The sequence below is a fragment of the Lutimaribacter marinistellae genome, assembly GCF_042648365.1.
In the GTDB taxonomy this organism is placed as follows: Bacteria; Pseudomonadota; Alphaproteobacteria; order Rhodobacterales; family Rhodobacteraceae; genus Lutimaribacter_A; species Lutimaribacter_A marinistellae.
The window spans coordinates 127,833-154,489 of the sequence record NZ_JBHRXI010000025.1 but is presented as its reverse complement, the minus strand read 5'-3'; the positions used below and the strand labels follow the sequence as shown (position 1 = coordinate 154,489).

Annotated in this window: 28 protein-coding genes; 13 read left to right on the top strand and 15 right to left on the bottom strand. The window is 61.8% G+C overall.

Going from position 1 to position 26,657, the window contains the following annotated elements; all coding sequences use genetic code 11:
• Window positions 1-210: 210 nt before the first annotated feature.
• Together prmC and prfA are read right to left on the bottom strand one after the other, a co-directional pair.
• Complete coding sequence (prmC, locus tag ACFORG_RS19445) at window positions 211-1,026, bottom strand: peptide chain release factor N(5)-glutamine methyltransferase (protein ID WP_386737286.1); 816 nt, start codon at window positions 1,024-1,026, stop codon at window positions 211-213.
• A 38-nt stretch (window positions 1,027-1,064) separates the two neighbouring features.
• A complete protein-coding gene (gene prfA, locus ACFORG_RS19440; RefSeq protein ID WP_386737285.1) occupies window positions 1,065-2,114 on the bottom strand; it encodes a peptide chain release factor 1 in 1,050 nt (349 codons plus the stop codon).
• A 76-nt stretch (window positions 2,115-2,190) separates the two neighbouring features.
• Here prfA and ACFORG_RS19435 point away from each other — a divergent pair, with 76 nt between their 5' ends.
• On the top strand, window positions 2,191-2,505 hold the full coding sequence (locus ACFORG_RS19435) for a hypothetical protein (protein WP_386737211.1): 315 nt from the start codon (window positions 2,191-2,193) through the stop codon (window positions 2,503-2,505).
• On the opposite strand, the gene ACFORG_RS19430 is transcribed toward ACFORG_RS19435, so the two are convergent.
• A complete protein-coding gene (locus tag ACFORG_RS19430) occupies window positions 2,437-2,844 on the bottom strand; it encodes a DUF1499 domain-containing protein (RefSeq protein ID WP_386737210.1) in 408 nt (135 codons plus the stop codon). The genes ACFORG_RS19435 and ACFORG_RS19430 overlap by 69 nt on opposite strands.
• Window positions 2,845-2,875: 31 nt before the next feature.
• Window positions 2,876-3,823: an agmatinase gene (speB, locus tag ACFORG_RS19425; protein WP_386737209.1), complete on the bottom strand. Its 948-nt coding sequence runs from the start codon at window positions 3,821-3,823 to the stop codon at window positions 2,876-2,878.
• Between the two features lie 197 nt (window positions 3,824-4,020).
• On the opposite strand from speB, the gene ACFORG_RS19420 reads away from it, so the two are divergent.
• Both ACFORG_RS19420 and ACFORG_RS19415 read left to right on the top strand, forming a co-directional pair.
• Window positions 4,021-4,824, top strand: a complete 804-nt coding sequence (locus ACFORG_RS19420; RefSeq protein ID WP_386737208.1) for a lytic murein transglycosylase — start codon at window positions 4,021-4,023, stop codon at window positions 4,822-4,824.
• Window positions 4,825-5,035: 211 nt separating this feature from the next.
• Window positions 5,036-5,944 (top strand): hypothetical protein, encoded by a 909-nt coding sequence (locus ACFORG_RS19415; RefSeq protein ID WP_386737207.1) that lies wholly within the window; start codon window positions 5,036-5,038, stop codon window positions 5,942-5,944.
• Window positions 5,945-5,974: 30 nt separating this feature from the next.
• Here the strand turns inward: ACFORG_RS19415 and ACFORG_RS19410 are convergent, their stop codons facing one another.
• Window positions 5,975-6,709: a heme-dependent oxidative N-demethylase family protein gene (locus ACFORG_RS19410; protein ID WP_386737206.1), complete on the bottom strand. Its 735-nt coding sequence runs from the start codon at window positions 6,707-6,709 to the stop codon at window positions 5,975-5,977.
• Between the two features lie 145 nt (window positions 6,710-6,854).
• On the opposite strand from ACFORG_RS19410, the gene dddP reads away from it, so the two are divergent.
• Window positions 6,855-8,195: a dimethylsulfonioproprionate lyase DddP gene (gene dddP / locus ACFORG_RS19405; RefSeq protein WP_386737205.1), complete on the top strand. Its 1,341-nt coding sequence runs from the start codon at window positions 6,855-6,857 to the stop codon at window positions 8,193-8,195.
• A gap of 31 nt (window positions 8,196-8,226) precedes the next feature.
• On the opposite strand, the gene ACFORG_RS19400 is transcribed toward dddP, so the two are convergent.
• The gene (locus ACFORG_RS19400; RefSeq protein ID WP_386737203.1) at window positions 8,227-9,081 is read right to left on the bottom strand and encodes an endonuclease/exonuclease/phosphatase family protein; all 855 of its coding nucleotides are present in this window, start codon (window positions 9,079-9,081) and stop codon (window positions 8,227-8,229) included.
• Between the two features lie 139 nt (window positions 9,082-9,220).
• On the opposite strand from ACFORG_RS19400, the gene ACFORG_RS19395 reads away from it, so the two are divergent.
• Complete coding sequence (locus ACFORG_RS19395; RefSeq protein ID WP_386737202.1) at window positions 9,221-10,438, top strand: bifunctional alpha/beta hydrolase/OsmC family protein; 1,218 nt, start codon at window positions 9,221-9,223, stop codon at window positions 10,436-10,438.
• 9 nt (window positions 10,439-10,447) lie between these two features.
• On the opposite strand, the gene ACFORG_RS19390 is transcribed toward ACFORG_RS19395, so the two are convergent.
• Both ACFORG_RS19390 and ACFORG_RS19385 read right to left on the bottom strand, forming a co-directional pair.
• Window positions 10,448-10,756, bottom strand: coding sequence for a hypothetical protein (locus ACFORG_RS19390; RefSeq protein WP_386737201.1), 309 nt, complete (start codon window positions 10,754-10,756; stop codon window positions 10,448-10,450).
• A 13-nt stretch (window positions 10,757-10,769) separates the two neighbouring features.
• The gene (locus ACFORG_RS19385) at window positions 10,770-11,330 is read right to left on the bottom strand and encodes a hypothetical protein (RefSeq protein ID WP_386737200.1); all 561 of its coding nucleotides are present in this window, start codon (window positions 11,328-11,330) and stop codon (window positions 10,770-10,772) included.
• A gap of 191 nt (window positions 11,331-11,521) precedes the next feature.
• Here ACFORG_RS19385 and purB point away from each other — a divergent pair, with 191 nt between their 5' ends.
• Window positions 11,522-12,829 carry an adenylosuccinate lyase gene (gene purB / locus ACFORG_RS19380; RefSeq protein WP_386737199.1) on the top strand — a complete coding sequence of 436 codons (1,308 nt, stop codon included), beginning with the start codon at window positions 11,522-11,524 and terminating at the stop codon, window positions 12,827-12,829.
• A gap of 17 nt (window positions 12,830-12,846) precedes the next feature.
• Here the strand turns inward: purB and nhaC are convergent, their stop codons facing one another.
• Window positions 12,847-14,340: a Na+/H+ antiporter NhaC gene (gene nhaC / locus ACFORG_RS19375; RefSeq protein WP_386737198.1), complete on the bottom strand. Its 1,494-nt coding sequence runs from the start codon at window positions 14,338-14,340 to the stop codon at window positions 12,847-12,849.
• A 191-nt stretch (window positions 14,341-14,531) separates the two neighbouring features.
• On the opposite strand from nhaC, the gene ACFORG_RS19370 reads away from it, so the two are divergent.
• From ACFORG_RS19370 to ACFORG_RS19350, 5 genes are all read left to right on the top strand, one after another.
• Window positions 14,532-14,690 (top strand): chitin-binding domain-containing protein, encoded by a 159-nt coding sequence (locus ACFORG_RS19370; protein ID WP_386737196.1) that lies wholly within the window; start codon window positions 14,532-14,534, stop codon window positions 14,688-14,690.
• Between the two features lie 108 nt (window positions 14,691-14,798).
• Entirely contained in the window at window positions 14,799-15,395 is a 597-nt protein-coding gene (locus ACFORG_RS19365; protein ID WP_386737195.1) for a tetratricopeptide repeat protein, read from the top strand.
• A 72-nt stretch (window positions 15,396-15,467) separates the two neighbouring features.
• Complete coding sequence (locus tag ACFORG_RS19360) at window positions 15,468-16,571, top strand: flagellar motor switch protein FliG (protein WP_386737194.1); 1,104 nt, start codon at window positions 15,468-15,470, stop codon at window positions 16,569-16,571.
• 223 nt (window positions 16,572-16,794) lie between these two features.
• Window positions 16,795-17,685, top strand: a complete 891-nt coding sequence (locus ACFORG_RS19355; protein ID WP_386737193.1) for a DMT family transporter — start codon at window positions 16,795-16,797, stop codon at window positions 17,683-17,685.
• Window positions 17,686-17,691: 6 nt separating this feature from the next.
• On the top strand, window positions 17,692-18,615 hold the full coding sequence (locus ACFORG_RS19350) for a lysophospholipid acyltransferase family protein (RefSeq protein WP_386737192.1): 924 nt from the start codon (window positions 17,692-17,694) through the stop codon (window positions 18,613-18,615).
• Here ACFORG_RS19350 and ACFORG_RS19345 read toward each other — a convergent pair whose 3' ends face one another.
• Complete coding sequence (locus tag ACFORG_RS19345; protein WP_386737191.1) at window positions 18,616-19,317, bottom strand: DUF1223 domain-containing protein; 702 nt, start codon at window positions 19,315-19,317, stop codon at window positions 18,616-18,618.
• Window positions 19,318-19,555: 238 nt separating this feature from the next.
• On the opposite strand from ACFORG_RS19345, the gene acnA reads away from it, so the two are divergent.
• Window positions 19,556-22,333 (top strand): aconitate hydratase AcnA, encoded by a 2,778-nt coding sequence (gene acnA, locus ACFORG_RS19340; RefSeq protein ID WP_386737190.1) that lies wholly within the window; start codon window positions 19,556-19,558, stop codon window positions 22,331-22,333.
• A gap of 145 nt (window positions 22,334-22,478) precedes the next feature.
• Here acnA and ACFORG_RS19335 read toward each other — a convergent pair whose 3' ends face one another.
• From ACFORG_RS19335 to ccmA, 5 genes are read right to left on the bottom strand one after another with little or no spacing between them, the layout of a single operon-like run.
• Window positions 22,479-23,018 carry a DsbE family thiol:disulfide interchange protein gene (locus ACFORG_RS19335; protein ID WP_386737189.1) on the bottom strand — a complete coding sequence of 180 codons (540 nt, stop codon included), beginning with the start codon at window positions 23,016-23,018 and terminating at the stop codon, window positions 22,479-22,481.
• Window positions 23,011-23,169 carry a heme exporter protein CcmD gene (gene ccmD / locus ACFORG_RS19330; RefSeq protein ID WP_386737188.1) on the bottom strand — a complete coding sequence of 53 codons (159 nt, stop codon included), beginning with the start codon at window positions 23,167-23,169 and terminating at the stop codon, window positions 23,011-23,013. Before ccmD ends, ACFORG_RS19335 begins: the two co-directional genes overlap by 8 nt.
• A complete protein-coding gene (locus tag ACFORG_RS19325; protein WP_386737187.1) occupies window positions 23,166-23,918 on the bottom strand; it encodes a heme ABC transporter permease in 753 nt (250 codons plus the stop codon). Before ACFORG_RS19325 ends, ccmD begins: the two co-directional genes overlap by 4 nt.
• 45 nt (window positions 23,919-23,963) lie before the next feature.
• Window positions 23,964-24,620, bottom strand: coding sequence for a heme exporter protein CcmB (gene ccmB, locus ACFORG_RS19320; RefSeq protein ID WP_386737186.1), 657 nt, complete (start codon window positions 24,618-24,620; stop codon window positions 23,964-23,966).
• Window positions 24,617-25,231 carry a heme ABC exporter ATP-binding protein CcmA gene (ccmA, locus tag ACFORG_RS19315; RefSeq protein WP_386737185.1) on the bottom strand — a complete coding sequence of 205 codons (615 nt, stop codon included), beginning with the start codon at window positions 25,229-25,231 and terminating at the stop codon, window positions 24,617-24,619. Before ccmA ends, ccmB begins: the two co-directional genes overlap by 4 nt.
• A 130-nt stretch (window positions 25,232-25,361) precedes the next feature.
• On the opposite strand from ccmA, the gene ACFORG_RS19310 reads away from it, so the two are divergent.
• Window positions 25,362-26,654, top strand: coding sequence for an O-acetylhomoserine aminocarboxypropyltransferase/cysteine synthase family protein (locus tag ACFORG_RS19310; protein ID WP_386737184.1), 1,293 nt, complete (start codon window positions 25,362-25,364; stop codon window positions 26,652-26,654).
• Window positions 26,655-26,657: the final 3 nt, after the last annotated feature.

The following is a 26,657-nucleotide window of genomic DNA, read 5'->3' as shown; positions in this document are numbered from 1 at the left end:
TCCGTGTTGCGTCTCTTGCGCCTGTCTCGATCTGGATCTGCGGGCTTTTTTTGGGCTTGATGTCGGGACGCGCCAAGTAGGGCGCAGAAGTCCGTGACACCTCTGAGTAAGCATGTCCCAAGGACCGATACAAGAGGTTGTAACCGAAAAATAGGCAAAAAACCGCGTTTTCCACAGCGAATTCGCGTGTTCTTGCCGTGTTTGGGCGAATCACGAAGTACGGCGCGCGCGAACCACGCGGTCGCGGCCATCGATATCAGGAATCACGCTCATCTCCTGCAGGCCGCCTTGCGCCAACAAATGGCAAACGTCTGCCGCCTGTGTCGGCCCGATTTCCACCAGAATGCGCCCGCCGGGGCGCAGGAAGTCATGGGCATGTCCCGCGATGCTGCGATAGGCACTCAGCCCGTCTAACCCGTCCGTCAGCGCCATCTCGGGTTCGTGCTCTCGGACTTCTGGCGCAAGTCCGGACATTTCCGCCTGAGCGATGTATGGAGGGTTAGATACGATCAGGTCGAATCGTCCATCAATGCCATCCAACCAATCGGCCTTGCGTATCTCGGCCCGCCCATCGACCCTGTGAAGAACGGCGTTTGCGCTGGCCTGAAGGCAGGCTGCCTCGCTCAGATCAGTCCCCACGCCGGTCGCTTCGGGCCGTTCGGCCAGCAAGGTCACCAGGATGCAACCCGATCCGGTCCCTAGGTCCAGAACCTTGCCATATGGTTCGGCAAGGGCAGCCTCGATCAGCGTTTCAGTCTCGGGGCGTGGGTCGAGCACATCACCGGACACCTTGAAGCGGCGACCATAAAACTCGCGTTCACCAAGCAGGTGCGAAACGGGCACCCGAATGGCCCTGAGCGCAATCAACTGTTCGTAGCGTTCGGCTATTTCTGGCGAGAGCGCCTCTGGCGCTATGAGTGTCACCCGGCTTGCCTCGATCCGGGCCGCGTGCGCCAACAGGATGCGCGCATCGCGAGCAGGGTCCGAAACGCCTGCGGCGCGCAATCGGGCCGTTGCGGCGACCATCGCCTCGGCGGCCGTCAGGTGCGCATCGCCATACAGGCTCACTGTCCCATCTCCGCCAGCATCCGCGCTTGGCCATCGGCGATGAGCGCGTCGATCACTTCGTCCAGGTCGCCGCCCATCACGGCTTCGAGTTTGTAGAGAGTGAGGTTGATCCTGTGATCCGTCATCCGCCCCTGCGGAAAATTGTAGGTTCGTATGCGTTCTGAGCGATCGCCAGAGCCCACCTGCGCCGAACGACTGGCCGAGCGTTCGCTGTCTAGACGCTGCCTCTCCAGATCGTAAAGCCGGGTCTTGAGCACCTGCATCGCGATTTCACGGTTCCGATGTTGCGACTTCTCGGAACTCGTGACCACGAGCCCGGTCGGGATATGCGTTATCCGTACCGCCGAATCGGTGGTGTTCACGTGTTGCCCACCCGCACCCGAGCTGCGCATTGTATCGATCCGCAGATCGTTCGCGTCGATATGGATATCCACATCTTCCGCTTCGGGCAGGACAGCCACGGTCGCAGCCGAGGTATGGATGCGGCCACCGCTCTCGGTCGTCGGAACCCGCTGAACGCGATGTACGCCGGATTCGTATTTCAGCCTGGCAAACACGTTGTCGCCGGAAATCCGTGCCACGACCTCCTTGATCCCCCCAAGCTCGGTTTCCTGGTATTCGATGAACTCGAACCGCCAGCCGGAGGCTTCGGCATATCTCTGGTACATGCGAAGCAGATCACCCGCAAAAAGCGCCGCCTCGTCTCCTCCCGTGCCGGGCCGTATCTCGAGAATGGCGGGGCGTGCGTCGGCCTCGTCCTTGGGCAACAGCGCCAACTGCAAAGCATGCTCAGCCTCGGGTAGCCTTGCCTTGAGTGCCAGAACTTCCTCTTCGGCCAGTTCCTTCATATCCGGATCCGACAGCATTGCCTCGGCCTCCGCCAGATCGGCGCGCAATTGCCGCCATGCCGCGATCTGCTCCACCACCGGGCGCAGGGCGGAGTATTCCTTGGCGAGCTTTGCGATATCCGCGTTCCCGTCGGCCATCGCGGCCTCGAGATACTGGAAACGCTGGGTGATCTGTTCAAGTCGGTCTTCGGGGATCATCCGCGCGGTGTCCGCCATTGCGCCGCTTCGGTCAAGAGGCTTTGGCCGGATGCGAGAGCCATGCTATCGTCAGCCCATGACAGAATTTCCGATCCGACAGCCGCTGTTGATACTCGTCGTGTCCCTCTTGCCTTTTACCGCGGCTGCCGACGTCGTTGGTCCCGGAGGCAAGGTACAGGATTGCTACTGTACCGATACGAGCGGTTCACGGGTCGAGTTGGGGGAAACGATTTGCCTGCATGTCGACGGGCGTATGTTCATGGCGCAGTGCCAGATGTCGCTCAACGTACCGATGTGGCGCGAAGTGCAGGAAGGGTGTCTCTCAGCCCGGTTGATCCATCCGCGCCACCCAGTCGTCGAGCCGCCTGGCGTTCACCCCAAGATCCCGTAAGCCAAAACGCTGGCGCGACAGCAAGCGTAAAGTGCTGCCATCCTGCTGCGCAGTTATGTAGTCAGGAAACCCGAGCCACTTGCTGCGCTGAATATAGGTCACCATGCCCTCGCTCACCGATCCGGCTAGCGCAATCGTCCGGGGGGCCGACCGCGCCACCGTGTCGAATCGTTCGAGGCCCTGCGGACCAGTCTCAACCACACGCACGGCGCCACTGTCGAAATTGCGGTCTTGGCTTGCCTCCGTCGCAACATGCCAGCGCGTGGGATCACTTGGGGCAAGCCGGACATAGCCGAGCATCACCACGACAACTGCAAGACAGATGTAGAGTATCGTCATCACGCGCCCCATGTCCTGCGGGTCGATCCTGTCATCGTTGCGTCACCCCCGGCAGCACGCAGATCAACTCGTAGAGCAGGTTGGCTCCCGTCAGGGCGGTATTTCCTGACAGGTCGTAAGGCGGCGATACCTCGACAAGGTCGCACCCCACGATGTTCAACCCCTTCAGCGCGCGGATCAGTTCCATCGCTTGCGGTGTTGTCAGCCCCCCGATCTCGGGCGTGCCGGTGCCCGGCGCATAGGCCGGGTCGAGACTATCGATATCATAGGTGACATAGACCGGTCCCGTTCCGATATCGCGACGTATTTCCGCACCCAGCGAAGCCAGCGACCGGTGCCAAAGATTCTGCGCCGGGAATTGCTGAAATCCCCAACCGGCTGCCTCGGTAAAATCATCGGCGGCGTAGCCGGTGCCGCGAATGCCGATCTGGTAGGTCTTCGCGGGATCAATCAACCCCTCCTCGCGGGCGCGGCGAAACACGGTTCCATGCGTTTCGCGTTCTCCAAACATCTCGTCATTCACATCGGCATGTGCATCGACGTGGACAAGCGCAACAGGGCCATGCCGCGCGGCGATAGCCCGCAGGATCGGGAGCGTGATGGAGTGATCGCCACCCATCGCGACCGGAATAACGGGGTGCGCAAGGATCGCGTCGTAACTTTCGCGGATTATCCGAAGGCTGTCCGCAAGCGAAAAGGTGTTGATCGCCAGGTCCCCGATATCCGCGATTTGCAAGCTGTCGAAAGGCGCCGCACCGGTGGCCATGTTGTAAGGTCGGATCATCGCGCTTTCCGCGCGGATCTGTTTCGGTCCGAACCTCGTACCCGCGCGCCATGATGTCCCGATATCCATGGGAATGCCCAGCACGGCCACGTCGAGTCCCTCGAGGCTATCGGCAGCGGGCAGACGCATGAAGGTATTCGGCCCAGAAAACCGTGCTAGGTCATTGCCGCTAATCGGCTGATTGAACTCGCTCATTCCATTACCCCTGTCGTGTCGCGCACAGCTTTTGCAAATTCCGCGCAGGCTGGCAATTCTCACGGGAACGTCATTGCAAGAGGGCTTTACCGCAACGCCCCTTTTTCGTTGACCGGGCACGCCACTCCCCCGAAACTGAAAGGAACGTTTCGTTCATCCTGTCGTTGACCCGATACCCCATTCTTCCGGAGATCGTTATGCCCCGTATTGCTTCCCTCGTCCTTGGTTTCGCCCTGTCCATCGCGTCAGGGTTGCCGCTCGCAGCGGCGCAATGCGGCAATACCGGTGCCGGATTCGAGACCTGGAAGCGTGATTTCGCGCGCGAGGCGCAACAGGCGGGCGTTGGTCAGCGCGGCCTGAACGCCTTGGCGCAGGCACGTTACGCCACGGGGACGATCGCGGCTGACCGCAATCAGAAGAGCTTTCGCTACTCCCTCGACAAGTTCATGCAGATCCGCGGCGCCGACACGATCGTACGCCAGGGACGGCAACGCAAGGCGCGAAACCCCAACTTCTATGCAGCGCTGGAACGCCAATACGGTGTGCCGGCCGGCATCTTGATTGCGATTCACGGCATGGAAACCGGGTTCGGAGGGTTCATGGGCGACAGCTCTGTCGTCTCGGCGATTACCACCCTCGCCTATGACTGCCGCCGGTCAGACTTCTTCAAGCCACACGCAATCGGCGCGCTGAAACTGGTCGATCGAGGGGCCATCACCGGCGCAACCCGCGGGGCCAAGCATGGCGAACTTGGCCACACCCAGTTCCTACCGGGCAACGCATTGGCATATGGTGTGGATGCAACCGGAGATGGCAGAGTCGATTTCTACAACGTGACGGATGCGCTCGCCTCTACCGCGAACTTCCTGCGCGCAAAGGGCTGGCGCCCGGGGCAAGGCTACCAGCAGGGACAGCCGAACTTTGCCGTGATCAAACAGTGGAACGCGGCCACCGTATACCAGCAGGCAATCGCAATCATGGCCGCACGAATCGACGGATGACTGAATACGTAATGGCCGCCAGTTCGCCGTAGGGTTGCCGCCTTCTCGCCTTGTTTGGACGGATACCCCTTGTTTTCTTGGTTTCCGGATCGTGGTCAATCCGTCGAAAAACGGGCGAACGGCCTCGTGAAAACACAAATCAAGACAAAATTTTTCCCACATCCAATCCTAGATTGCACTGAGAGAACACACGCAATGGAGGATTCTCGCTGTGACACATACAGGCAGGTATCACGGTGGGCTGGTATTCCTGAGTGACCTCGAGGGGGCGCTCGACCGCTTCTGCAGGATCACCTCAGCCACACTCGAGGATTACGGTCACTCGGTCGACCGCCAGTCGATCACGTCCCCGGTCGAAGCTCGGGTTGTCGCCAGTCACTATATGGTCAAGCTGTCTCTTGAGACCTTGCCCGGTGGCGAACGCGACGTGCTCCTCGACGAAGCGGCCGGTCTCAATCGCCGGGTCAAGCCACGCAAACCACGCGACCGGCAGCGTCTAGTGATCGAGCTTACACCGGTTGCTTCGGCAAGCGACGATCGCGACATCTCCGAGTTGATGCTGGTGGTCATGCTTTACCGCATGGTCGACATCTACGCCTCGGAATACATTGAATGGCTCAGCCCCGACGTGCACCTGACCATCGAGCAGTTCCTTGGCGCTTTTGCCAACGTGTCACCCCGGCGCGTTCGGGGCCGCCAGCAGATAATCGCGAATAATGGCAAGCGCTTTGCAGATATCGAGGAAACCGCGCCCGATCTGGCAATGCGCTACGACAGGATTGCAGGCCAGAATGCTCATGCAGGCAATCAGGGTCTCGTTCGCCTGACCGAGGAAGAAGCGCTTGCGCTGGCATTCCGTGCCGCTCCTCATCCGAACGAAGTCGATGGGCAACCCCCCGAGGAAGAAGCCGAGAGCGACATTCGCCGTCTCACTGCCTGGGGCATGACCGGAATGCTGTGCTTCGTTTCCGCGCCAGTCGCGGCGGCCATGGCAGCCGTGAACCTTCTGCGCGGCGAAGACTTCCGTCTCAACACGCAAGTTCTGGCTTTGACCGGCGCCGTAGCGACAATCGCCGGCAGTGGCATGTTGGGCGAAGCGCTTTCTTTGCTGTCGATCTAATGCACAAACAGATCGCCCAAACCCCCGCTGTCAGGCGGGGTTTTGCATTTCTGGTCCTACCGCCTTGCGTGGCACCACGTAGGTGTGAATCGAGAAAACGACAGCCTTTGTTTCCGGCAGACGCAAAAGGCATTGCCGTTCGCTGCGCAGAAAGGGAGGAGTCGCCGCTGGCTTTTTCCGGCGGGCGCTTTCGCTCCTTGGTTGGTGCAGTTCCGGATCCTCGTACCACAGGGCATTGAACCGCCAAAGGGGTCGACCAACCTGGATGCCATCGAAAAGCCGCTGCACTCTGCGGGCGATGTTGTCGTCATAGCTTTCCACGGGCTTGTGTATGCCAATCAGCGGGCGCATGAGCTTTTCGGACAGCAGCCAGCTTGCGGGAAAGCAAAGCGAAGCGGCAGTCAGAACATGTTCATCGCCCTGTTTCTGCAAAACGCAAAGATCTTCCTGCACAAGCCTGCCAAGACTGGCCATCGGGTCGGAGCGATTGATCGCGACGGCCACACCATCAGGACGCAGCACGCTATCACCCTGCACCCCATATGCGGTTGCAAGAACAAGATCGAGTAATTCCAGCGCCGCTGGCCTTGCGCTCTCGTGCATTGCGATAACCTGATCGTACCGCTCTGAGATCAGCGCATCACGCCGGGCCATCTGCCCGTCAAACGCCTCGTCACGATGCAGCCAGTCCTCCATCGTCGTCGGCTGGATACCGGGGAGCTTTCGTGGGCTCAAATCAAAGGGGATACGCTCTTGCAGGATCATGCAAAGGGGATAGCGCGCGTTCCGCTCAATGAGAAGAACAATCAGGGCGGCTCTCGGCCGTGACGCGGATGAACAAAATCCGCGTCGCAAACCGACATGACCCTTTTGCATTCTCGGCAGACCCTTCAGATGGGAGGAGACGCGCATGAACCAGTATTTCCGAGATGGACGAAAGATCGACCCGACCGGCGGGCCGATACTGGGAGACGGAACCCCCAACGACAATGACCGCATCGAGATCGGGCCGACCCAGCTGGCATTTGCCGAGTGGGCAGCTGCGGGACTCGACCTGCCCGATCTTGCCCGAATGCGCGAGTTTCGGTGGCAAAGGCTGACCCGAGCGATTGTCGACCGCGACTATGGCGGGCTGCTGATGTTCGATCCGCTGAATATCCGTTACGCGACCGACAGCACCAACATGCAGCTTTGGAACACGCACAACCCGTTCCGCGCAGTCCTGCTCTGCGCCGATGGGTACATGGTGATCTGGGACTACAAGAACGCACCCTTTCTGTCTTCGTTCAACCCGCTGGTGCGCGAGGTCCGGTCAGGCGCGGACCTGTTCTATTTTGATCGGGGCGACAAGGTGGATGTCGCGGCCGACAGCTTTGCGAATGAAGTTCGGCACCTGATCGACGAGCACAGCGGCGGGAACCGCAGGCTGGCGGTAGACAAGATCATGCTGCACGGCCTCCGTGCGCTTGAGGCGCAGGGGTTCGAGGTGATGGAGGGTGAAGAGGTCACGGAAAAGACCCGCGCCGTGAAAGGGCCCGACGAGATCCGTGCCATGCGCTGTGCAAACCATGCTTGCGAGACCGCGGTGGCCGAGATGGAACGCTTTGCCCGCACCAATGTAGGCGATGGCAAGACCTGCGAGGACGACATCTGGGCCGTGCTGCATGCCGAGAACATCAGGCGCGGTGGCGAATGGATCGAAACGCGCCTTCTGGCCTCGGGCCAGCGCACGAACCCGTGGTTTCAGGAATGCGGCCCGCGCATCACGCGACAGAACGAAATAATCGCTTTCGACACCGACCTGATCGGCTCTTACGGCATTTGCATCGACATCTCGCGCACGTGGTGGATCGGCGATCAAAGGCCGCGCCCCGACATGATCTATGCGATGCAGCACGCGCATGAGCACATCATGACCAACATGAGCATGCTCAAGCCCGGCGTCACGATCCCGGAACTGACTGCCAACAGCCACCGGTTGGACGACAAATTCCAGGCCCAGAAATACGGCTGCCTTATGCACGGGGTTGGCCTGTGCGATGAATGGCCTCTGGTGGCTTATCCCGACAAGGCTGTCGCCGGGGCCTACGATTATCCGCTGGAACCGGGCATGGTGCTGTGCGTCGAGGCCTGCGTGGGCGAAGTCGGTGGCGATTTCTCGATCAAGCTCGAGGATCAGGTGCTGATTACGGAAGACGGGTACGAGAACCTCACGACCTACCCGTTCGACCCTGCACTGATGGGCCAGTAACCGACCACCCGGGTACCTTCATGACGCGCCCTCAATAAGGTCGCACATACGCCAAAACCCCGTTGTGATCCGAGCCCAGACGGGGCTGAACCTGCGCAATTCCATCGGGCGCAAGCACATGGTCGATTGTCACCGGATATGGAATGTGCGGAAGAGCGAAGGTAGCGCCCGACGGACCGACGCGTCTAGTCCCGGTGACCCGTGCGATTTGGCGGACGGTATGCGACCAGCCCACCGCGTTGAAATCTCCTGCGAGGACGACAGGGCGCTCAAGCCGGGCAAGCATAGACAACAACTCCTCAACTTGGTGGGATTGGCCATACGGCCACGGCCAATGAAGGTGCAATGACACGACGGTAACCGGACCATGTGGCGACACGACCTGCATTGCCGCCACCCCCCTTGCACAGACGGCGCTGTCCGGCACTTTCGGAAAAGGCGACAGCACCGCCACGCCCCCGACGGCGGCAAAGGGGCAAAGGGTCAGCGCCGGGTAGTTCGGTCGGAGTTCGTCCAGCAAGCTAGTGTTCTTCTTTGAAACCTCCTGCAGGGTAATCACGTCCGGCTGCGCTTTCGCGATCGCCTCCAGCCACTCATCGTTTTCACGACGGTTGAAGAGTAGATTTTGCTGATACAGCTTCAATGATTGATCCGGGCTCTGGCGCGGCATCCATCCCGGCCAAAACACCTGCAGCAGGGAAAGCATGCCGGAAACCGCCAGCGGCCAGCGGATCCGCCTGGGCCAAGCACTCCAGATCGTGGCCAAAGCGAAAAGGAGTGCCCAGACGGGTCGGAAAACGGCAAGGCTGTCCCCGGCTGGATGCAGGACGCCAAGGTAACTGACTAGTAGGATCGCACCCAACACCACCGCCAACACCTTCGGCATCCCAACCCCTTCCATCTCGACGCCCCAGGCGGCATCTCCCGTACACCAATCTCACCATGCCGTGACAGCGTAGGCGAACGGCTTGCGACGCCGCTTCGGCGCGGCCATGTTGCAGAGGCCTTGCCACACAGGACCTGCCATGCCGACCGAACGCGTAACCTTCGAAGGCCACGATGGTGGCCAACTCGCCGCCCGTCTCGATCTACCCGAAGGACCGGTGCTTGCAACCGCGCTCTTCGCGCATTGCTTCACCTGTTCCAAGGACATTCCCGCCGCACGCAGGATTGCTGGACGTCTTGCATCGATGGGCATCGCGGTTCTGCGCTTCGATTTCACCGGTCTGGGTCATTCCGACGGCGAATTCGCGAATACCACTTTCACTTCGAATGTCGACGATCTCAAGGCCGCCGCCCATTACCTCGAGGGGCGCGGAATGGCCCCTTCGCTTCTGATTGGACATTCGCTGGGCGGTGCTGCCGTGTTACGGGCGCGCGAGGGGATCGCATCGGTCAAGGCCGTGGTGACGCTGAATGCACCCTTCGACCCGAGCCATGTCACCCATCACTTTGCCGAGGCGCTGCCGCGTATCCACGAAGACGGCAGTGCCGAGGTCTCTTTGGCGGGCCGGTCGTTCCGCATCGGTCGCGGTTTTGTCGAGGATATAGCCGAGGTTGCGCTTCGCCCGGCAGTCGAACGCCTCGGCGCCGCACTGCTGGTGATGCACGCGCCGCGCGACGATACCGTCGGGATCGACAACGCCACGGGGATCTTCACCGCCGCGAAACATCCCAAGAGTTTCGTGACGCTCGATGATGCCGATCACCTGATCACCCGAGAAAGCGATGCAGAGTATGCGGCGGCTGTCATTGCCGCCTGGGTTACGCGATACGTCGACCTGTCTCCGCCAGCCCCTCCGCCTGGCGCGCCAGAGGGTATCGTCCGCGTCAGCGAGGCCGATCCATCAGGCTTCCTCCAGGACGTTCAAAGCGGCCCGAACCATTACGTGCGCGCCGACGAACCCCTGGCATACGGCGGAACCGATCTCGGCATGTCGCCTTACGGCTTCCTTGCTGCCGGGCTCGGTGCCTGCACCTCGATGACCATTCGTATGTACGCGCGGCGCAAGGGCTGGCCCCTTACCCATGTCAGCGTGGATGTCAGCCACGAGAAGGTCCACGCCCAAGACGCCGACCCCAGCACCGCGCCCGGCAAAGCCGACCGTTTTGCCCGGGTCATCCATCTCGAAGGCGCGCTGGATCGCGAGCAGCGCCAGGCCCTGCTCGAAATCGCAGATCGATGCCCGGTTCACCGAACGCTGGAATCGTCTGCGGTGGTCACCACACGCCTTGCCGAGTGATACCCTGCGTCAGCCACGGCGCGGCATGGGTCGCGCCACTGGTGGGCGATGGATGGGCGGGCGCGCCACGGGTGGCCGCGCAATCGGCGGCACAGGCCTTACCGGTGGCTTCGCGATCGGCGGCTCTGGGCGGACTGGAGGACGCTCGATGGGGTTCTCGGGCCGGGGCGGACGCGGGTACCCATAGTAATAGTCGTTCCACATCATGCCGTCGTAATAGACATTGGCCGATCCCGTGGCCGAGGGATCACATCCAGCCAGCAGCCCCGTGCCCAGTGCAAGTGCGAGGGCCAGTCGACAAGTACGATAACGGTTCATCCGATCACCCCTTTCATCGAATGGCCCGGAACGAGCCGTAGATCGCGTTGAGATCGTTGACGAGTGCCGGATCGGCTCGCGAATCCAGCACGGCGAGCGAAACAGCCATGCGATTTCCCGGCAGGTCGATGACCACGGCGGTGAAGTTCACGCCGCGCCCGTCACGACGCCCCGTGCCCTTGAAACTGCGTGCCGCAAGGCCTCCGACGCGAATGTCGCGTTGACCCGTAACCTCCGGATCGCTGACGATGGACTGACCGATATTGCGCAGATAGTCCTCGGCCTGCGCAAAGGTCGAGACACCGTTCGGCGACATGAAACCGATCCAGGCCCCGCTTTCGGTCACCGGGGAAAGGCCAATTATCCGGTTGATCAGCCGCGCCTCATCCGATCCCGGCGGCGTCAGCGATCTCGGGCCGCCTGCCCTCACCTGCCAGAAATCGGGCGCGCTGACCTGGAACAGGGCGCGGCCATCGGACCTGTAGGTGACCGGCATGTCGGCGATGGCCGGGGCCGCCCCAACCATGACCAGCCCTGCGGCAAACGCTAGGCGCAGCCTTGGTAGCAATTGCATGTTTAGACCTCCATCCTTTGACTTCATCATTGCGGCAAGAAACCGATCCGTAAATGTCCCTGTTTAATCCTCGCAGCGTTGGCGCGGGGGGCAAACCGTCTCAGGCGGTCCCCTGCGACTTGTTCCGGCCAGCGGACGCGTCTAAGACCCGCGGCAACCCGCTCCATTCCCGCATGCAGGAGGCCTTGCCGATGATCCCCCGATATTCCCGTCCCGACATGGTCGCCATCTGGTCGCCCGAAACCAAGTTCCGCATCTGGTTCGAGATCGAGGCACATGCCTGCGACGCGATGGCCGATCTGGGCGTCATCCCGCGCGAAAACGCGGACGCTGTGTGGAAGGCCAAGGATGTCGAGTTCGACGTCGCTCGCATCGATGAAATCGAAGCCGTCACCAAGCATGACGTCATCGCTTTCCTCACCCACCTGGCCGAGCATGTCGGCAGCGAAGAGGCGCGCTTCGTCCACCAGGGCATGACCTCGTCGGACGTGCTGGACACCTGTTTCAACGTACAGCTTACACGTGCGGCGGACATCCTCATCGCAGACCTCGAGGCGCTTCTGGCCGCGCTCAAGCGTCGTGCGCTTGAACACAAGGATACGGTTCGCATCGGACGCAGCCACGGCATCCACGCCGAACCGACGACGATGGGTCTGACCTTTGCCCGCTTCTATGCCGAGATGGATCGCAACCTCAGCCGCATGCGCGACGCGCGGGCCGAGATCGCAACGGGCGCGATCAGCGGTGCGGTCGGCACTTTCGCCAATATCGACCCGGCAGTCGAGGAACATGTCTGCGACAAGCTCGGACTTGTCCCTGAGCCGATTTCCACACAGGTGGTTCCCCGCGATCGCCACGCGGCCTTTTTCGCGACGCTTGGCGTGATCGCCTCCTCGATCGAGAACATCGCCATCGAAATCCGTCACATGCAGCGGACCGAGGTGCTGGAGGGGGCCGAATTCTTCTCGATGGGGCAAAAGGGCTCCTCGGCCATGCCGCACAAGAAGAACCCGGTGCTGACCGAGAACCTGACCGGCCTTGCACGTATGGTCCGTTCGGCCGTGATCCCGGCCATGGAAAACGTTGCCTTGTGGCACGAACGGGACATCAGCCATTCTTCGGTCGAACGCATGATCGGGCCTGACGCGACCATCACGCTCGACTTCGCGCTTGCGCGGCTGACCGGTGTCATCGACAAGATGCTGATCTTCCCCGAGAACATGCTCGAGAACATGAACAAGTTCCCCGGCCTCGTGATGAGTCAGCGCGTCCTGCTCGCCCTGACGCAGGCCGGTGTCAGCCGCGAAGACGCCTATACATACGTACAGCGCAACGCGCTGAAAGTCTGGGAGCACCGGACCGATTTCAAGGAAGAGTTGCTCTCTGACCCGGATGTCACCGCTGCGCTCAGCCGCGAGGAAATCGAGGAAAAGTTCGATCTCGGCTATCACACCAAGCATGTCGACACGATCTTTGCGCGCGTCTTCGGCGAGGACTAGGGCGCTAACATCCCCGCTTAGGCCTCTACGGGTCTTTCATCGGGCTTGGGCGGGTCTCCCGCCCTGCTCTGCTGAAACAGCGAGGGCATGAGAGCCGCCAGCCCGATCGCCACCAGCGGGTTCAGCAGGTTGAAAATGGCGTAGGGCGCGTAGTTGATCGTGGCCACGCCTAGCGTCGCCGCCATGTATGCACCGCAACTGTTCCATGGAATCAGCGCCGATGTGACGGTCGAACTGTCGCCGACGGTCCGCGACACGGCAACCCGGCTTAAACCACGTTGTAGAAAGACCTTGCGGAACATGCGTCCGGGCAGAACGATCGCAATATACTGGTCCGAGGCCAAGATATTGGTTCCCAAGCCGGCCACGACCAGCGCCGCCACCATCTGCCACGTCGCCTTGGCTGCCTGAACGACAGGGTCCAGCAGCGTTTCAAGCACGCGCGTCTTCTCGATCACGCCGCCAAAGGCGAGCGCGGTCAGGATCAGCCAGATCGTAGTCAACATGCTCTCCATCCCGCCGCGTGAGAGAAGTTGATCCACTGCTTCGCTGCCCGACGCGCTTTCATACCCCGTCGCCATCGCCATCCAGACACCTTTCAGCAGGCCCAGCCCGACCGGCAATTCGGGTTCGTTGACAAAGGCCAGGACATGATCGGGCTGATTGAAGACGGCCAGCACGCCGCCGGCAAGCGCCCCCAAAAAGATGGTTGTGAACGGCGGCCATCGCGTGAGTGCCAGCACGAGGACGAGTGCCAGCGGAATGAAAGGCACGAAACTTACGTCAAAGACCTGCGCGATGGCGTTCGTGATCTCGGTCGCGTCGAAATCCCGTGGACTGCCAAGCAACATCAGCACGACAAGTGTCACAACCAGCGTCGGAACCGAGGTCACGAAAGCGGCCTTGATATGCGCATACAGGTCCGCAGCTGCAGCCGCCGCCGCAAGGTTCGTTGCATCCGACAGCGGTGAGGACTTGTCCCCGAAATAAGCGCCTGAAATGACGGCCCCTGCCGTGATCGCCGGGTTCAGCCCGATCTGCTGCGCCACCCCCATCAACCCGATGCCGATGGTGCCCGCAACGGTCCATGACGACCCGATACACAACGCGACCACCGCGCATATGATCGCCGTGGTCATGTAGAAATAGTCGGGCGACAGGATCATCAGGCCCCAGTACACCATCGCCATCAGCGTGCCGCTCATCGCCCATGTGCCGATAAGAGAGCCGACGGCCAGCAGGATGAAGATCGCCGTCACGCCCGTATTCACGCTCTCGATCGCAGCCTCGCGCATTTCCTCCATCGTGAAGCCCAACCGCCATCCAACCGCAGTGGCCATCAACGCGCAAAACAGCAGGGCGATCTGGTTGGGACCGGCCGCCGCCTCGTCCCCGAACAACAGGTATGCCAGCGCCAGCAGAACGATGAGACCAACAACCGGGATCAAGGCCATGGCAAAGCTGGGAGAGCGATCCTCCGCCGGTGAGGGCGCATCACTGTTGTCGGGCATCATTTTCCTCCCGGAGCGCGGATAACCCACCGTTTTCGGGTACATTTATCCAGCCGTACATCGGACTATTTCCATGCTACGTCAGAACATTCGTTTCGCAAAGCCTGCCGGAACATCGAAGGGCTTTGCCAAATTCGCTTCTCGGGTTACTTTTCCGGTACGATGATCAGGAAACCAACGGGAGAAATTGCATGAAGACCAAGATTGCCTTGACTGCCCTTGCCTTGATCGCCCTTCCGGCGGTCTCGTTCGCAATGTGCTCGGATCGACAGCACCAGGCACAATCCTGTGCCGCCGGATCGCAATGGAATGCCGATACGCAAAGCTGCGAGAAGGTGGTCAACAGCTGATCCAGCTACACCGAAACGTGATGGCCGCGGCGGGGCGTGTCCCTCGTCGCGGCCTTGCAGTATCATAGGTTGAGTGAAAAGAATTTGCCCAAGGATGGAGTTTTCCCGATGCGCCCCCTGATCGCCGCCGCCCTTTTCGCCAGCCTGCCAGTTGCACTTTTTGCCGCGGGCGGCAACATGACCACGACGACACCGCCCAAACCGACAGAGACGACCACCGATTGTTTCTCTGAACGTCAGTGGGACCCCGAAAAAAAAGCGTGGGTGCGTTACTCGAAAAAGGTGAACGGCGTCTGGGACCCAAAAATCCAGCGCTGCGTGCGCCCTGACAAGGCCTCTTCGCTCGACCTCGATACCTTGCGTGACGCTGTACGCGAACTCGCTTACGCCGGTCGTCTCGAAGACGCACAGACCGTGTTGTCACAGATGCCGCAAGACGACGATCTCGTGTTGACCTATTGGGGGTTCACACATCGGAAACTCGGCAATCAGGTTGAGGCTGACGAGTTCTATGCCCGCGCGATTGCTACCAACGCCAACAACCTTCTGGCGCGTAGCTACATGGGCCAAGGCTTTGTGACTGCAGGAAAAACCGATGAGGCCATCGCGCAATGGCGCGAGATCAAGGCCCGCGGCGGCGACGGCACATGGGCCGAAGCGTCACTGCGCGAGGCTATCCGGTCTGGCCTTACGTACAATTACTGACCTTCAGGTTTTCTTTACCGCGTCGCGGCTACGGTCATCCGGCACAAGGACTTGCCGGGTGACTCGGACGACATGGCAGAAAACAACTTACTGGTAAGGCTCGGGAATGGCATCCCGCCTGATGTCGAAACCGCTACGGACACGGTCGGGGAAAGGCGCGTTCCTCGCCCCCTGTCAGGCCGGGAAAAAGCCGCTATCGTCGTACGCCTGTTGCTGAACGAAGGGGCCGACATCCCGCTTGAGGACCTTCCCGAAGAGCTTCAGGTCAAGCTGACACAGCAGATGGGGCGCATGGGACTGGTTGATCGCGTCACACTCGCCGCCGTTGCACATGAATTTTCCGACGCGCTCGAGGGGATCGGTCTCAGCTTCCCGCACGGGCTTGCAGGTGCGCTGACCGCAATGGACGGAAAACTCGCACCGTCGACCGCGGCACGGCTTCGCAAGGAAGCAGGTGTTCAGCGCATGGGCGATCCCTGGGTGCGGCTGCGGGCGCTCCCGCCCGCCGAGTTGGCACAGATGGTCGAAGCGGAAAGTACCGAGGTCGCCGCCGTCGTCCTCTCCAAGCTCGATACGGCGAAAGCTGCAGGCATGTTGGGAAAACTGCCTGGGCCCGTCGCGCGCCGGATAACCTTTGCGATTTCCCGCACGGCAAGCGTCACGCCCGAGGCGGTGGAACGTATCGGCTGGTCGCTCGTCACCCAACTCGACGCGAAACCGGTCAGCGCCTTCCCGCTCGCCCCGGGTGAAAGGGTGGGCGCGATACTCAACCAATCTCCCGCAGCCACACGTGACGGGCTTCTGGACGCGCTCGAAGAGCAGGATGCTCACTTTGCCGAAACCGTGCGTAAAGTGATTTTCACCTTCGCGCATATCCCCGAAAGGCTTGCCGCGCGCGATGTCCCCGCGGCCATCCGAACGGTCGAGAATGCGACGCTCGTGACCGCCCTTGCAGGCACCCAAAGCGACGGTGATCGTGCCGCGGCCGACTACCTGCTCGCGAACATGTCGAACCGAATGGCCGGCACGCTGCGCGAGGAAATGGCAGAGCGCGGCAAGGTCAAGCGCGCCGAGGCCGAAGGCGCGATGGCAGAGCTCGTGACCGCGATCCGCGCCCTCGCCGACGAAGGGGCGATCTCGTTGGTGGAACCCGAAGACGACACCGAAGAGGTTTGACGCAGGCCGAAATCCATCGATTTCTTCTAATGCCAATACCAAAAGATCTCGGCATTGTGGGCAACACCGCCGTGGTCGGACCCGCGCCGCACCGAAGGGGCGGCGCCCGGCCCAACGCATCGCGTCGCATCCCCGATGCGGCGTGACGGGGCGGGAGCATCCTGCCCTTGGGCGATAGCGCGCGGTGGATGGACAGCCCGCCCCATCCCGCCTATCAGGACCTATGGACCCGACTTCCCTCCCCCCGATCGCAGCGCAAAGCCGACAGGTCGCGAACCGCGCGATCCTTCTGATGATTGCGGCCATCCTTTGCTTTTCCCTGATGGACGCAACCGTCAAGGCGCTCGCCCCGCGCATCGGTGTGTTGCCTACGCTCTGGGCGCGCTACGCGGGCCAGATGGCGGTCGTGTTCCTCCTCGTTCTGCCGCGCCTCACGCGTGTCGTCAGAACGCGTTACCCCGGTCTGCAATTGCTGCGCTCGCTGTTGCTGATGGGTGCCACGGCATTCTTTTTCACAGGCATCAGCCGGATCCCCCTGACCGATGCCGCGGCGCTCATGTCGATCAATCCGGTTCTGATCACGCTGGGTGCCGCTCTCTTTCTCGGCGAAGGGCTCGGACCACGGCGCATCGCCGGGATCGCGGTGGCAGCCATCGGCGCTCTGATCATCATTCGCCCTGGCACGGGCATGTTTCAGCTGGCTGCGCTTTTCCCGCTGGGGGCTGCGGCCTGCTATTCTGCCTATGCGCTGTTCACGCGGCGCGTGGGCCCTGACGAGGATCCATGGACCTCGCTTTTCTACACCGGACTTGTCGGCACCGTCCTGCTGACGCTAGCGGTACCCTTTTACTGGCAGCCGCTCGATCTTGCGTCCCTGGGCCTGATCGGGATCGTTGCCGGCTTCGGAACTCTGGGCCAGATGCTCTTGATCCGCGCCTTCAGCACGGGCGAGGCAGCCATGCTGGCACCTTACGCCTATTGCGGCCTCGCCTTTGCTGCATTGTGGGGCGCAATCTTCTTTGGGGAATACCCCGATATCTGGACAATCTGCGGCGCGCTTGTGATCGCGGGGGCCGGCATTTATGTCTGGCATCGCGAAACCTTTGGCCGTTGAGATCAGATGCCCGTCCCCAAGTCCGAGCTGTCCCGCTTTCAGCGCGCGAAATACTATCTCTCGAACCTGTTCCTGCAGGGCGTGATTGGGGTCATGCATTTGCTGCCCTACGAGCGGCGCGTTCCCGCGATGGGACGTATCGCGCAGGTGCTGTCTCCAGTCGTCGGATTCCGCAAGCGTATTCGCGACAACCTCGCACTGGTCTGTCCTGACCTGCCCGAGGAAGAGGTCGCCCGCATCACCCGAGAGGTTCCCCATAATGCCGGCAGCGCGATCATGGAGCATTTCTCGCCCGAAGAGTTCGTCGCCCGGCAAAAGACTGCCCCTGTAAGTGGCGATGGCCTCGCCGCGTTCGACGAGGCGGCAGCAGCGGGCCGGCCGATCATGATCATCGCGGCGCATTTCGGGCATTACCTCGCCATCCGCATCGCGCTGCAGGCGCGCAGCGGCCGGCCAATGGGCTGTCTGTATCGCCGTATGGCGAACCCCTATTTCAACGACGCCTATGTCGAGTGTTTTCTCAAGACCGGCGAGCCGATGTTCGAACAGGGCCGGCGCGGCATGTCGCAGATGGTTCGCCACCTGCGACAGAACGGGATTATCGCAATTGTATCCGACCTTCACGTGCATGGCGGGCAGGAGTTGCAGTTCTTCGGCAAACCTGCCGTCACCTCGGTACTGAATGCCGAACTGGCGCTGAAACACGATGCCCTGATGCTGCCCTGCTATGCGATCCGGCAACCCAACGGCGTCGATTTCGACATCCGGGTCCATGCCCCCGTTCCGCATAGCGATGCCGAGACGATGACGCAGTACATCAACGACGATCTCGAGGCGGTCGTTCGGCAGCACATGGGACAGTGGTTCTGGATTCACCGTCGTTGGAAACCCTGGGGCGGGCTGGGTATTCAGCCCGAGGAAGAGCGCTGATCACTCCACCCTCTTGGCCGCAATGATCGCGCCGGGACCGCGCCGTTGAAGCAAGACGACGGCAGGCAGGTCGCCGGTCCAGTCTGACGAGAACTGCGCCTCCCCCTGCCCGTCCCATTCGCCCAGCCGCTCCCAGCTTGTCACGACATTGGCATAGTCGAGGTTGCGCCCGGCATTCTCACCACGTTTGATCTCGCTGTGGCGCAGGGGCTGGTATCGCACCAGAACGACGTCGGCAGGCGGTTGCACGGCCTGCCCCGCCCCGGTCGCCGTCACGGTCACCCGCCCCTCGGCTGTTTCGATGTGCAGTTCTGCCAAAGGCGCCGTGGCTCCGTGCCGTTCGATCGCCCTCTCCAGCGCGGGCTGGTCGGCACCACGGATGTCGGATTGTCCGCCGACGATCATCTGCGGCGTGTAGATCATCGACCGTCCCGCAACCCTTGCATAAGCTTGCTGCCGAACCTTGTGGCTCGGCAAGGCAAACTGGTCCTTCCACCCGATGTAGTCCCAGTAATCAACATGCAACGCGAGACCGATGACATCCTCCCGCTGTGCCAACTCGCGCATGATCGCATCTGCTGGCGGACAGGAAGAACACCCCTGCGAGGTGAACAACTCGACCACGACGGGATCGTCACCCGACGCCGCTGGGGTTGCGAATGCAAGGCCTAAGCCCAACAGGGCCGTGAGGATGCGCGACATGCTGCCATATTCCGTTCTGGTTACATGATTGAGGTTTAGACCCGACCCCAAACACGTGCCAATCAAGCTTGAGTGACCCGCAGCCACCGTCGCGCAAAGGGTATTCCTGCCAAAATGTGTGCAATGGTATACAAAAATCGTCGCACCCCCGCCGCAACGCTTGAACCGCGCCCGCGCGTGATGCAGAAGGCAGGCAGCGAATCCCCGTTTCCACCAACCCTGAGAGGGAGGCCACGAAATGCCCATCACAGTTGGACAGGACAAAGCCAAGACGCGCCGTACGCTGGACGTCAACGGAAAGTCCGTCGCCTATTATTCCATCCCCGCCGCCACCGAGGCCGGTCTGGGCGACTTCTCGAAACTTCCCGCCGCATTGAAGGTCGTGCTGGAAAACATCCTGCGGTTCGAGGATGACGGCTTCTCCGTTTCCGTAGATGACATCAAGGCATTTGCCGAGTGGGCGGAAAAAGGCGGCAAGAACCCGCGTGAGATCGCCTATCGCCCCGCACGCGTGCTGATGCAGGACTTCACCGGTGTTCCGGCGGTGGTCGACCTCGCCGCGATGCGCGATGGCATCAAGAACCTCGGCGGCGACGCGCAAAAGATCAACCCGCTCAACCCCGTTGACCTCGTGATCGACCACTCGGTCATGATCGACGAGTTCGGCAACCCGCGCGCCTTCCAGATGAACGTGGACCGCGAATACGAGCGGAACATGGAGCGCTACGAGTTCCTGAAATGGGGTCAGACCGCGTTCGAAAACTTCCGCGTGGTTCCCCCCGGAACCGGCATCTGCCACCAGGTGAACCTGGAGTATCTGGCGCAGACCGTCTGGACCGACACTGACCAGAACGGTGATACCGTCGCGTATCCCGACACGCTCGTGGGCACCGACAGCCACACCACCATGGTCAACGGCATGGCCGTGCTGGGCTGGGGCGTTGGCGGGATCGAGGCCGAGGCCGCCATGCTGGGTCAGCCGATCTCGATGCTGATCCCCGAGGTCGTGGGCTTCGAGCTGACCGGCGAGATGGTCGAAGGCACCACCGGCACCGACCTCGTGTTGAAAGTGGTCGAGATGCTGCGCGAACATGGCGTGGTTGGCAAGTTCGTCGAATTCTACGGCGCGGGCCTCGACAACCTGCCGCTGGCGCAGCGCGCCACCATCGCCAACATGGCCCCCGAATACGGCGCGACCTGCGGCTTCTTCCCCATCGATGACGAGACGCTGCGCTACATGCGCCAATCGGGCCGCGACGAAGACCGCATCGCCCTGGTCGAAGCCTATGCCAAGGAAAACGGCATGTGGCGCGGCTCGGACTATGCCCCGGTCTATTCCTCGACCCTGTCGCTGGACATGGGTACGATCGTACCGGCGATCTCGGGCCCCAAGCGGCCGCAGGATTACATCGCGCTCGACAAGGCCGCTTCGGCCTTCGCCGACTACGTCAAGGGCGTGCGCGACGGCAAGGACGCCAGCGCCAATGCCGAAGTACGCTGGGAAGGTGAAGGCGGCGCGCCCGAACCGCAGGACATTCCCGGCGACGAAGGCCATCACAAGAAGGGCTGGTACAAGACCGACGACGGCGCCTACCAGCTGCATGACGGCTCCATCGTGATCGCCTCGATCACCTCCTGCACCAACACGTCGAACCCCTACGTGATGATCGGCGCGGGTCTCGTGGCGAAAAAGGCGCATGAGCTGGGCCTGAACCGCAAGCCCTGGGTCAAGACATCGCTCGCACCCGGTTCCAAGGTCGTGTCGGACTACCTCGAGGCCGCTGGCCTTCAGGATCACCTCGACGCCATCGGTTTCAACCTCGTGGGCTACGGTTGCACCACCTGTATCGGCAACTCCGGTCCGCTCGACGCGCCGATTTCCAAGGCGGTGAACGAGTTCGACCTGATCGCCACATCGGTTCTGTCGGGCAACCGCAACTTCGAAGGCCGGATCAGCCCCGACGTGCGCGCGAACTACCTTGCCTCGCCGCCGCTCGTCGTCGCCTATGCTCTGGTTGGCGACATGAATGTCGACATCACCAAGGACGTCATCGGTCAGGACAAGAACGGCAACGATGTCTACCTGAAAGACATCTGGCCCACCAATGCCGAGATCGCCGAACTGGTCGAAAAGACCGTGACGCGCGAAAGCTTCCAGTCGAAATATGCCGACGTATTCAAAGGCGATGAGAAGTGGCAGGGCGTCGATGTTTCCGGCGGCGAAACCTATGACTGGCCGGCGACGTCGACCTATGTCCAGAACCCGCCCTATTTCCAGGGCATGAGCAAGGAGAAGGGCACGATCTCGAATATCGAGGGCGCGCGCGTTCTTGCCATCCTCGGCGACATGGTGACGACCGACCACATCTCGCCCGCGGGTTCCTTCAAGGAGACGACCCCGGCAGGCAAGTACCTGATCGACCGACAGGTTGCCCCTCGCGAGTTCAACTCTTACGGCTCGCGCCGCGGCAACCACGAGATCATGATGCGAGGCACTTTCGCCAATATCCGCATCAAGAACGAGATGCTCGATGGCGTCGAGGGTGGCTACACCAAGGGCCCCAACGGCGAGCAGATGGCGATCTATGACGCGGCCATGGCCTACCAGGAGCAGGGCACGCCTCTTGTCGTCTTCGGCGGTGAGCAATACGGCGCAGGATCCAGCCGCGACTGGGCTGCCAAGGGTACGGCGCTTCTGGGCGTCAAGGCGGTCATCGCCGAGAATTTCGAGCGCATCCACCGCTCGAACCTCGTCGGCATGGGCGTCATCCCCTTCGAGTTCACCGGCGGCGACACCCGCAAATCGCTGGGCTTGAAAGGTGACGAAACCGTTTCGATCACCGGTCTGGACGACGTGAAACCGCAGCAGGAAGTGCCTTGCACGATCACTTTTGCGGACGGCACCGAAAAGACCATCACGCTCAAGTGCCGGATCGATACCGCGCCCGAGATCGAGTATATCGAGAACGGCGGCGTCCTGCATTACGTGCTGCGCAACCTCGCCAAGGCGAGCTGACGCGCCAGAGCATCAAGACCACGAAGGGCGCCCCGGTCGGGCGCCCTTTTTCGTTCCGGCAATCAATAGCGCGAGACAAAGCCAAGAACCGCGGCATCAAGAGATGCGCCGCGCGTCAAAGGCGAACAAATGGCAAAGAGCGCACTTACTGCGCAGCGGCGCGTTCCAATGCAGGACGAATCGTGCTTTCGATGACGCGCGACGTGATCGGCCCGGCAAATCGCAGAACCACCGTGCCGTCGCCCGCGATCACATAGGTCTCGGGTACGCCATAAAGGCCCCAATCCAGTGCCATGCGCCCCTGTTCGTCGCGGCCGATACCCGCATAGGGATCGCCCAGCTCGTCCAGGAACCCCTGCGCCTGCCCCAGCTGGTCCTTGTAATTGACCCCATAGATGGGGATGCCCTCATCCGCCAGCGCTTCGAGGCTGGGATGTTCCACCCGGCAAGGCGCGCACCAGCTGGCCCAATAGTTGACCAGCTTGACCTCGCCATCGCGAAGCGTGGCATCATCGAAACCGGGACGGCCCGGAAACTCCGTCAACACAACCGACGGTGCAGGTTGCCCTTCACGCGCAGAGGGAAGGCTGTCCTTGTCCTCGCGCATCATGCCCACATAAAACAGGACCGCCAGCGCGGCGAAAATGGCCGGCGGCGCGATCATCAGCGGTGAAACCTTAGCCATTTCTGGACATCCGCGCCTCGACCCGCTCCATCTCGGCCCGCACACGGCGCCCGCGCCAGATCGACAAGACGACGATGGCGACCAACAACACAAGCGAGGCCGCATAGGCCGACAGTACCGTATCGGCGTATTTTCCCAGATCCGGCATCATCCCTGCGCCCTCTCCCGTGCCATCAAAGCCTTGATCCGGCGCGCACGGATCTCGGTTCCCGTGCGGTAAAAGACCAGCGCGACAAACAGCAGAACAAACCCCGCGATTGCCACCAAAAGCGGCTGATAAAAGACATCTGCCACGTTCTTTTCTTTATCGAGGCTGAGGGACGCGCCCTGGTGCAGCCCCTGGTTCCAGAAATTCACCGCATAGCGGCTGAGCAGCGCAAAGACGGACCCCACAAGGCACAGCACGGCGGTCAGGTCCGCCGCCGTGTCGGGATTATCGATCGCCTCCCACAGAGCAACATAGCCCAGGTAGAAGAGGAACAGGATAAGGAACGATGTCAGCCGCGGGTCCCAGGCCCACCATGTCCCCCACATCGGCTGGCCCCAGATCGCCCCGGTAACCAGCGCGATCAGAGTGAAGACGATGCCGACCGGGGCCGCCGCCCGGGCCGCCAGCGCCGAGACATGATGCCTCCGGACAAGCCAGATAAGCGAAGCGACCAGCATCATCAGCCACGTGTTGATCGCCATCAGCGCCGAAGGCACGTGCAGGTAGATGATCTTGACCGTGGATCCTTGCCGGAAATCATCGGGCGTAAAGAAGAACCCCCAGATCAGCCCGACCGCAAGACAGGCAAATGCCAGCACCCACAGGACCGGCAACACCCGTTCCGTGGTGGCCAGGAATTTCTTGGGATTGGCGTAGGACCAGAGGCTGTTCGACGTGTCGTTCGTTGGCATGGGCAATATCTAATCCGGTTTCGGGGCCGCCTCAATCGCGAATGACTAGCGCAGATTGACGCGCAGCACGGCGGCGCTGGCAAAGGGCAGCAGGGATATGGCACCGGCCGTGATCCCCGCAAGCAGCAATAGCGGCGTCGTGGTTTCCATCCCTTCGGCCCCGCGGCGCGCGACCTCGGCCCCGAAGATCAGCGTCGGCACGTAGAGCGGCAGAACGAGAAGCGACAGCAGAAGGCCCCCACGTTTCAGGCCGACGGTCAGCGCGGCACCAAAGGTGCCGATCACAGACAGGGCAGGCGTTCCGGCCAATAGCGATATGACAAGCCATGAAAACCCCGCCACCGGCAGGTTCAGCAGCACGCCCAGCACTGGCGCGGCCAGAACCAGCGGCAACCCGGTGGTGATCCAATGGGCGAGCGCCTTGATGCTCACCGTAGCCTCAAGCGGCAAGGGAGCGGTCGCCAAAAGGTCCAGCGATCCGTCCTCCCAGTCCAGCGCCAGCAGACGATCAAGCGACAAAAGGCAGGCAAGAAGCGCACCCAGCCACAGGATACCCGGAGCAATCGTCGACAACAGCTGCGATTGCGGGCCGACCGAAAAAGGTACGAGCACGGTGACGATCAGGAAAAACGCAAGACCAAGACCAAAGCCACCGCCGGCGCGAAAGGCCAGCCGAAGGTCACGCAACAGCAGGGCAATCACAGGAAACCTCCGTCGAAATCCTCGAGCGGGGGCGGCGCGGCCTTGAACGTCCCGACTTCCAGCACCTCGGCCGCAAGGCCAAGGTCGATATGCGTTGCGATCAGGGCCGAACCGCCCTGCCCCAGATGCGCCCGCACGGCATCGGCAAACAGCGCCACCGCATCGCGGTCAAGTGACACGGTCGGCTCATCCAGGATCCACACCGGTCGTCCCGTCACCAGCAGGCGCGCCAGCCCAAGGCGGCGTTTTTGTCCCGCCGACAGGTTGCCTGCGAACCGGTCCGCCAAGTCGTTCAACGCGAAGGCATCAAGCGCGGGCGCGATGTCCCTTGTTCCGAACACGCTTGCCCAGAAACGCAGGTTCTCGGTCACGGTCAGGGTCGGCTTGATCCCGTCGGAATGCGCGGCATAGGCAATACGCTCCTCGGCACCTTCGATCCGGCCCGACAAGGGCGGCTGCAACCCGGCCAGCGTCCGTAAAAGTGTCGTCTTCCCGATCCCGTTGGGCCCCCGCAGGATCAAGGCGCGCCCCGGCTCGAGAACGAAGCTCAGTCCTTCCAGCACGGGAAGGCCGCCGCGTGAAATGGCAAGATCGGAAACGTTCAAGTTCATCCCGCCCGCTTAGCCCAAAGCCCGCCGCTTCAAAAGACCGCATTTGCCGCAGGCAGAAATGCCGCGCGTTGTACACCTTCCTGCGATGGCCTAATCAGGGCGGGAGATTTTGAACAGGGAGACGATCATCATGTCCGATACCCCCGCTTACGGGTTCGACACGCTTCAGATTCACGCAGGCGCACGGCCTGATCCGGCCACTGGCGCACGGCAGACGCCTATCTATCAGACCACGGCCTACGTGTTTCGCGATGCCGATCACGCCGCGGCGCTCTTCAACCTGCAAGAGGTGGGATACATCTACTCGCGCCTGACCAACCCCACGGTTGCGGTGCTGCAGGAGCGCATGGCCACGCTCGAAGGCGGCGTCGGCGCGGTGTGCTGCTCCTCGGGACATGCCGCCCAGATCATGGCGCTTTTCCCCCTGATGGCGCCGGGCTGCAACGTGGTCGCCTCTACCCGTCTTTATGGCGGAACGGTCACCCAGTTCAGCCAGACCATCAAGCGGTTCGGGTGGTCGGCGAAATTCGTCGACTTCGATGATACCGAGGCCGTGAAGGCAGCCATCGACGAGAACACCCGGGCCGTGTTCGGCGAGTCGATCTCGAACCCCGGCGGCTATGTCACCGACATCCGCTCCATCGCAGACATCGCGGATGCGGCGGGCGTTCCGCTGATCATCGACAATACCTCGGCCACGCCTTACCTCTGCCGCCCGATCGAACAAGGTGCCAGCCTCGTCGTGCACTCGACCACCAAGTTCCTGACCGGCAATGGCACCGTCACCGGCGGCTGCATCGTGGATTCGGGCACGTTCGACTGGTCGGCCTCCGACAAGTTCCCCTCGCTCAGCGCACCCGAGCCTGCCTATCACGGGCTCAAGTTCCACGAGACGTTCGGCCCGCTCGCCTTCACCTTCCACGGCATCGCCGTCGGGCTGCGCGACCTGGGTATGACGATGAACCCGCAGGCGGCGCATTACACGCTGATGGGGATCGAAACGCTGTCCCTGCGCATGGAACGCCATGTAGAGAACGCGCAAAAGATCGCCGCCTGGCTGGAGGCCGACCCCCGGATCGAGTACGTGACCTATGCCGGACTCGACAGCTCACCCTATTCCGACCGGGTGAAGCAGCAGTACCCGAAGGGCGCCGGTGCGCTGTTCACCTTTGCCGTCAAGGGCGGCTATGACGCCTGCGTCAAGCTGGTGAACGCGCTCGAGATTTTCAGCCACGTTGCCAATCTCGGCGACACGCGCTCGCTGATCATTCACTCTGCCTCGACCACTCACCGCCAGCTGACGCCAGAGCAGCAAGAGGCCGCAGGCGCCGGTCCTGGTGTCGTCCGCGTGTCCATCGGGATCGAGGATGCAGACGACCTGATCGCAGATCTCGACCAAGCCCTGACCAAGGCCTGCAGCTAAGAC

Excerpts from the sequence above, each read along its gene's own strand:
- ACFORG_RS19395 (WP_386737202.1), top strand. The coding sequence starts at position 9,221 with ATGCCGACCGAACGCGTAACCTTCGAAGGCCACGATGGTGGCCAACTC.
- acnA (WP_386737190.1), top strand. The coding sequence starts at position 19,556 with ATGCCCATCACAGTTGGACAGGACAAAGCCAAGACGCGCCGTACGCTG.
- ccmD (WP_386737188.1), bottom strand. The coding sequence starts at position 23,169 with ATGATGCCGGATCTGGGAAAATACGCCGATACGGTACTGTCGGCCTAT.
- dddP (WP_386737205.1), top strand. The coding sequence starts at position 6,855 with ATGAACCAGTATTTCCGAGATGGACGAAAGATCGACCCGACCGGCGGG.
- ACFORG_RS19385 (WP_386737200.1), bottom strand. The coding sequence starts at position 11,330 with ATGCAATTGCTACCAAGGCTGCGCCTAGCGTTTGCCGCAGGGCTGGTC.
- ACFORG_RS19365 (WP_386737195.1), top strand. The coding sequence starts at position 14,799 with ATGCGCCCCCTGATCGCCGCCGCCCTTTTCGCCAGCCTGCCAGTTGCA.
- ccmA (WP_386737185.1), bottom strand. The coding sequence starts at position 25,231 with ATGAACTTGAACGTTTCCGATCTTGCCATTTCACGCGGCGGCCTTCCC.
- ACFORG_RS19390 (WP_386737201.1), bottom strand. The coding sequence starts at position 10,756 with ATGAACCGTTATCGTACTTGTCGACTGGCCCTCGCACTTGCACTGGGC.
- ACFORG_RS19360 (WP_386737194.1), top strand. The coding sequence starts at position 15,468 with ATGGCAGAAAACAACTTACTGGTAAGGCTCGGGAATGGCATCCCGCCT.
- ACFORG_RS19410 (WP_386737206.1), bottom strand. The coding sequence starts at position 6,709 with ATGATCCTGCAAGAGCGTATCCCCTTTGATTTGAGCCCACGAAAGCTC.
- ACFORG_RS19430 (WP_386737210.1), bottom strand. The coding sequence starts at position 2,844 with ATGACGATACTCTACATCTGTCTTGCAGTTGTCGTGGTGATGCTCGGC.
- nhaC (WP_386737198.1), bottom strand. The coding sequence starts at position 14,340 with ATGCCCGACAACAGTGATGCGCCCTCACCGGCGGAGGATCGCTCTCCC.
- ACFORG_RS19355 (WP_386737193.1), top strand. The coding sequence starts at position 16,795 with ATGGACCCGACTTCCCTCCCCCCGATCGCAGCGCAAAGCCGACAGGTC.
- ACFORG_RS19420 (WP_386737208.1), top strand. The coding sequence starts at position 4,021 with ATGCCCCGTATTGCTTCCCTCGTCCTTGGTTTCGCCCTGTCCATCGCG.
- prfA (WP_386737285.1), bottom strand. The coding sequence starts at position 2,114 with ATGATCCCCGAAGACCGACTTGAACAGATCACCCAGCGTTTCCAGTAT.
- ACFORG_RS19310 (WP_386737184.1), top strand. The coding sequence starts at position 25,362 with ATGTCCGATACCCCCGCTTACGGGTTCGACACGCTTCAGATTCACGCA.
- speB (WP_386737209.1), bottom strand. The coding sequence starts at position 3,823 with ATGAGCGAGTTCAATCAGCCGATTAGCGGCAATGACCTAGCACGGTTT.
- ACFORG_RS19335 (WP_386737189.1), bottom strand. The coding sequence starts at position 23,018 with ATGGCTAAGGTTTCACCGCTGATGATCGCGCCGCCGGCCATTTTCGCC.
- purB (WP_386737199.1), top strand. The coding sequence starts at position 11,522 with ATGATCCCCCGATATTCCCGTCCCGACATGGTCGCCATCTGGTCGCCC.
- prmC (WP_386737286.1), bottom strand. The coding sequence starts at position 1,026 with ATGGTCGCCGCAACGGCCCGATTGCGCGCCGCAGGCGTTTCGGACCCT.
- ACFORG_RS19400 (WP_386737203.1), bottom strand. The coding sequence starts at position 9,081 with ATGCCGAAGGTGTTGGCGGTGGTGTTGGGTGCGATCCTACTAGTCAGT.
- ACFORG_RS19345 (WP_386737191.1), bottom strand. The coding sequence starts at position 19,317 with ATGTCGCGCATCCTCACGGCCCTGTTGGGCTTAGGCCTTGCATTCGCA.
- ACFORG_RS19370 (WP_386737196.1), top strand. The coding sequence starts at position 14,532 with ATGAAGACCAAGATTGCCTTGACTGCCCTTGCCTTGATCGCCCTTCCG.
- ACFORG_RS19350 (WP_386737192.1), top strand. The coding sequence starts at position 17,692 with ATGCCCGTCCCCAAGTCCGAGCTGTCCCGCTTTCAGCGCGCGAAATAC.
- ACFORG_RS19435 (WP_386737211.1), top strand. The coding sequence starts at position 2,191 with ATGACAGAATTTCCGATCCGACAGCCGCTGTTGATACTCGTCGTGTCC.
- ACFORG_RS19325 (WP_386737187.1), bottom strand. The coding sequence starts at position 23,918 with ATGCCAACGAACGACACGTCGAACAGCCTCTGGTCCTACGCCAATCCC.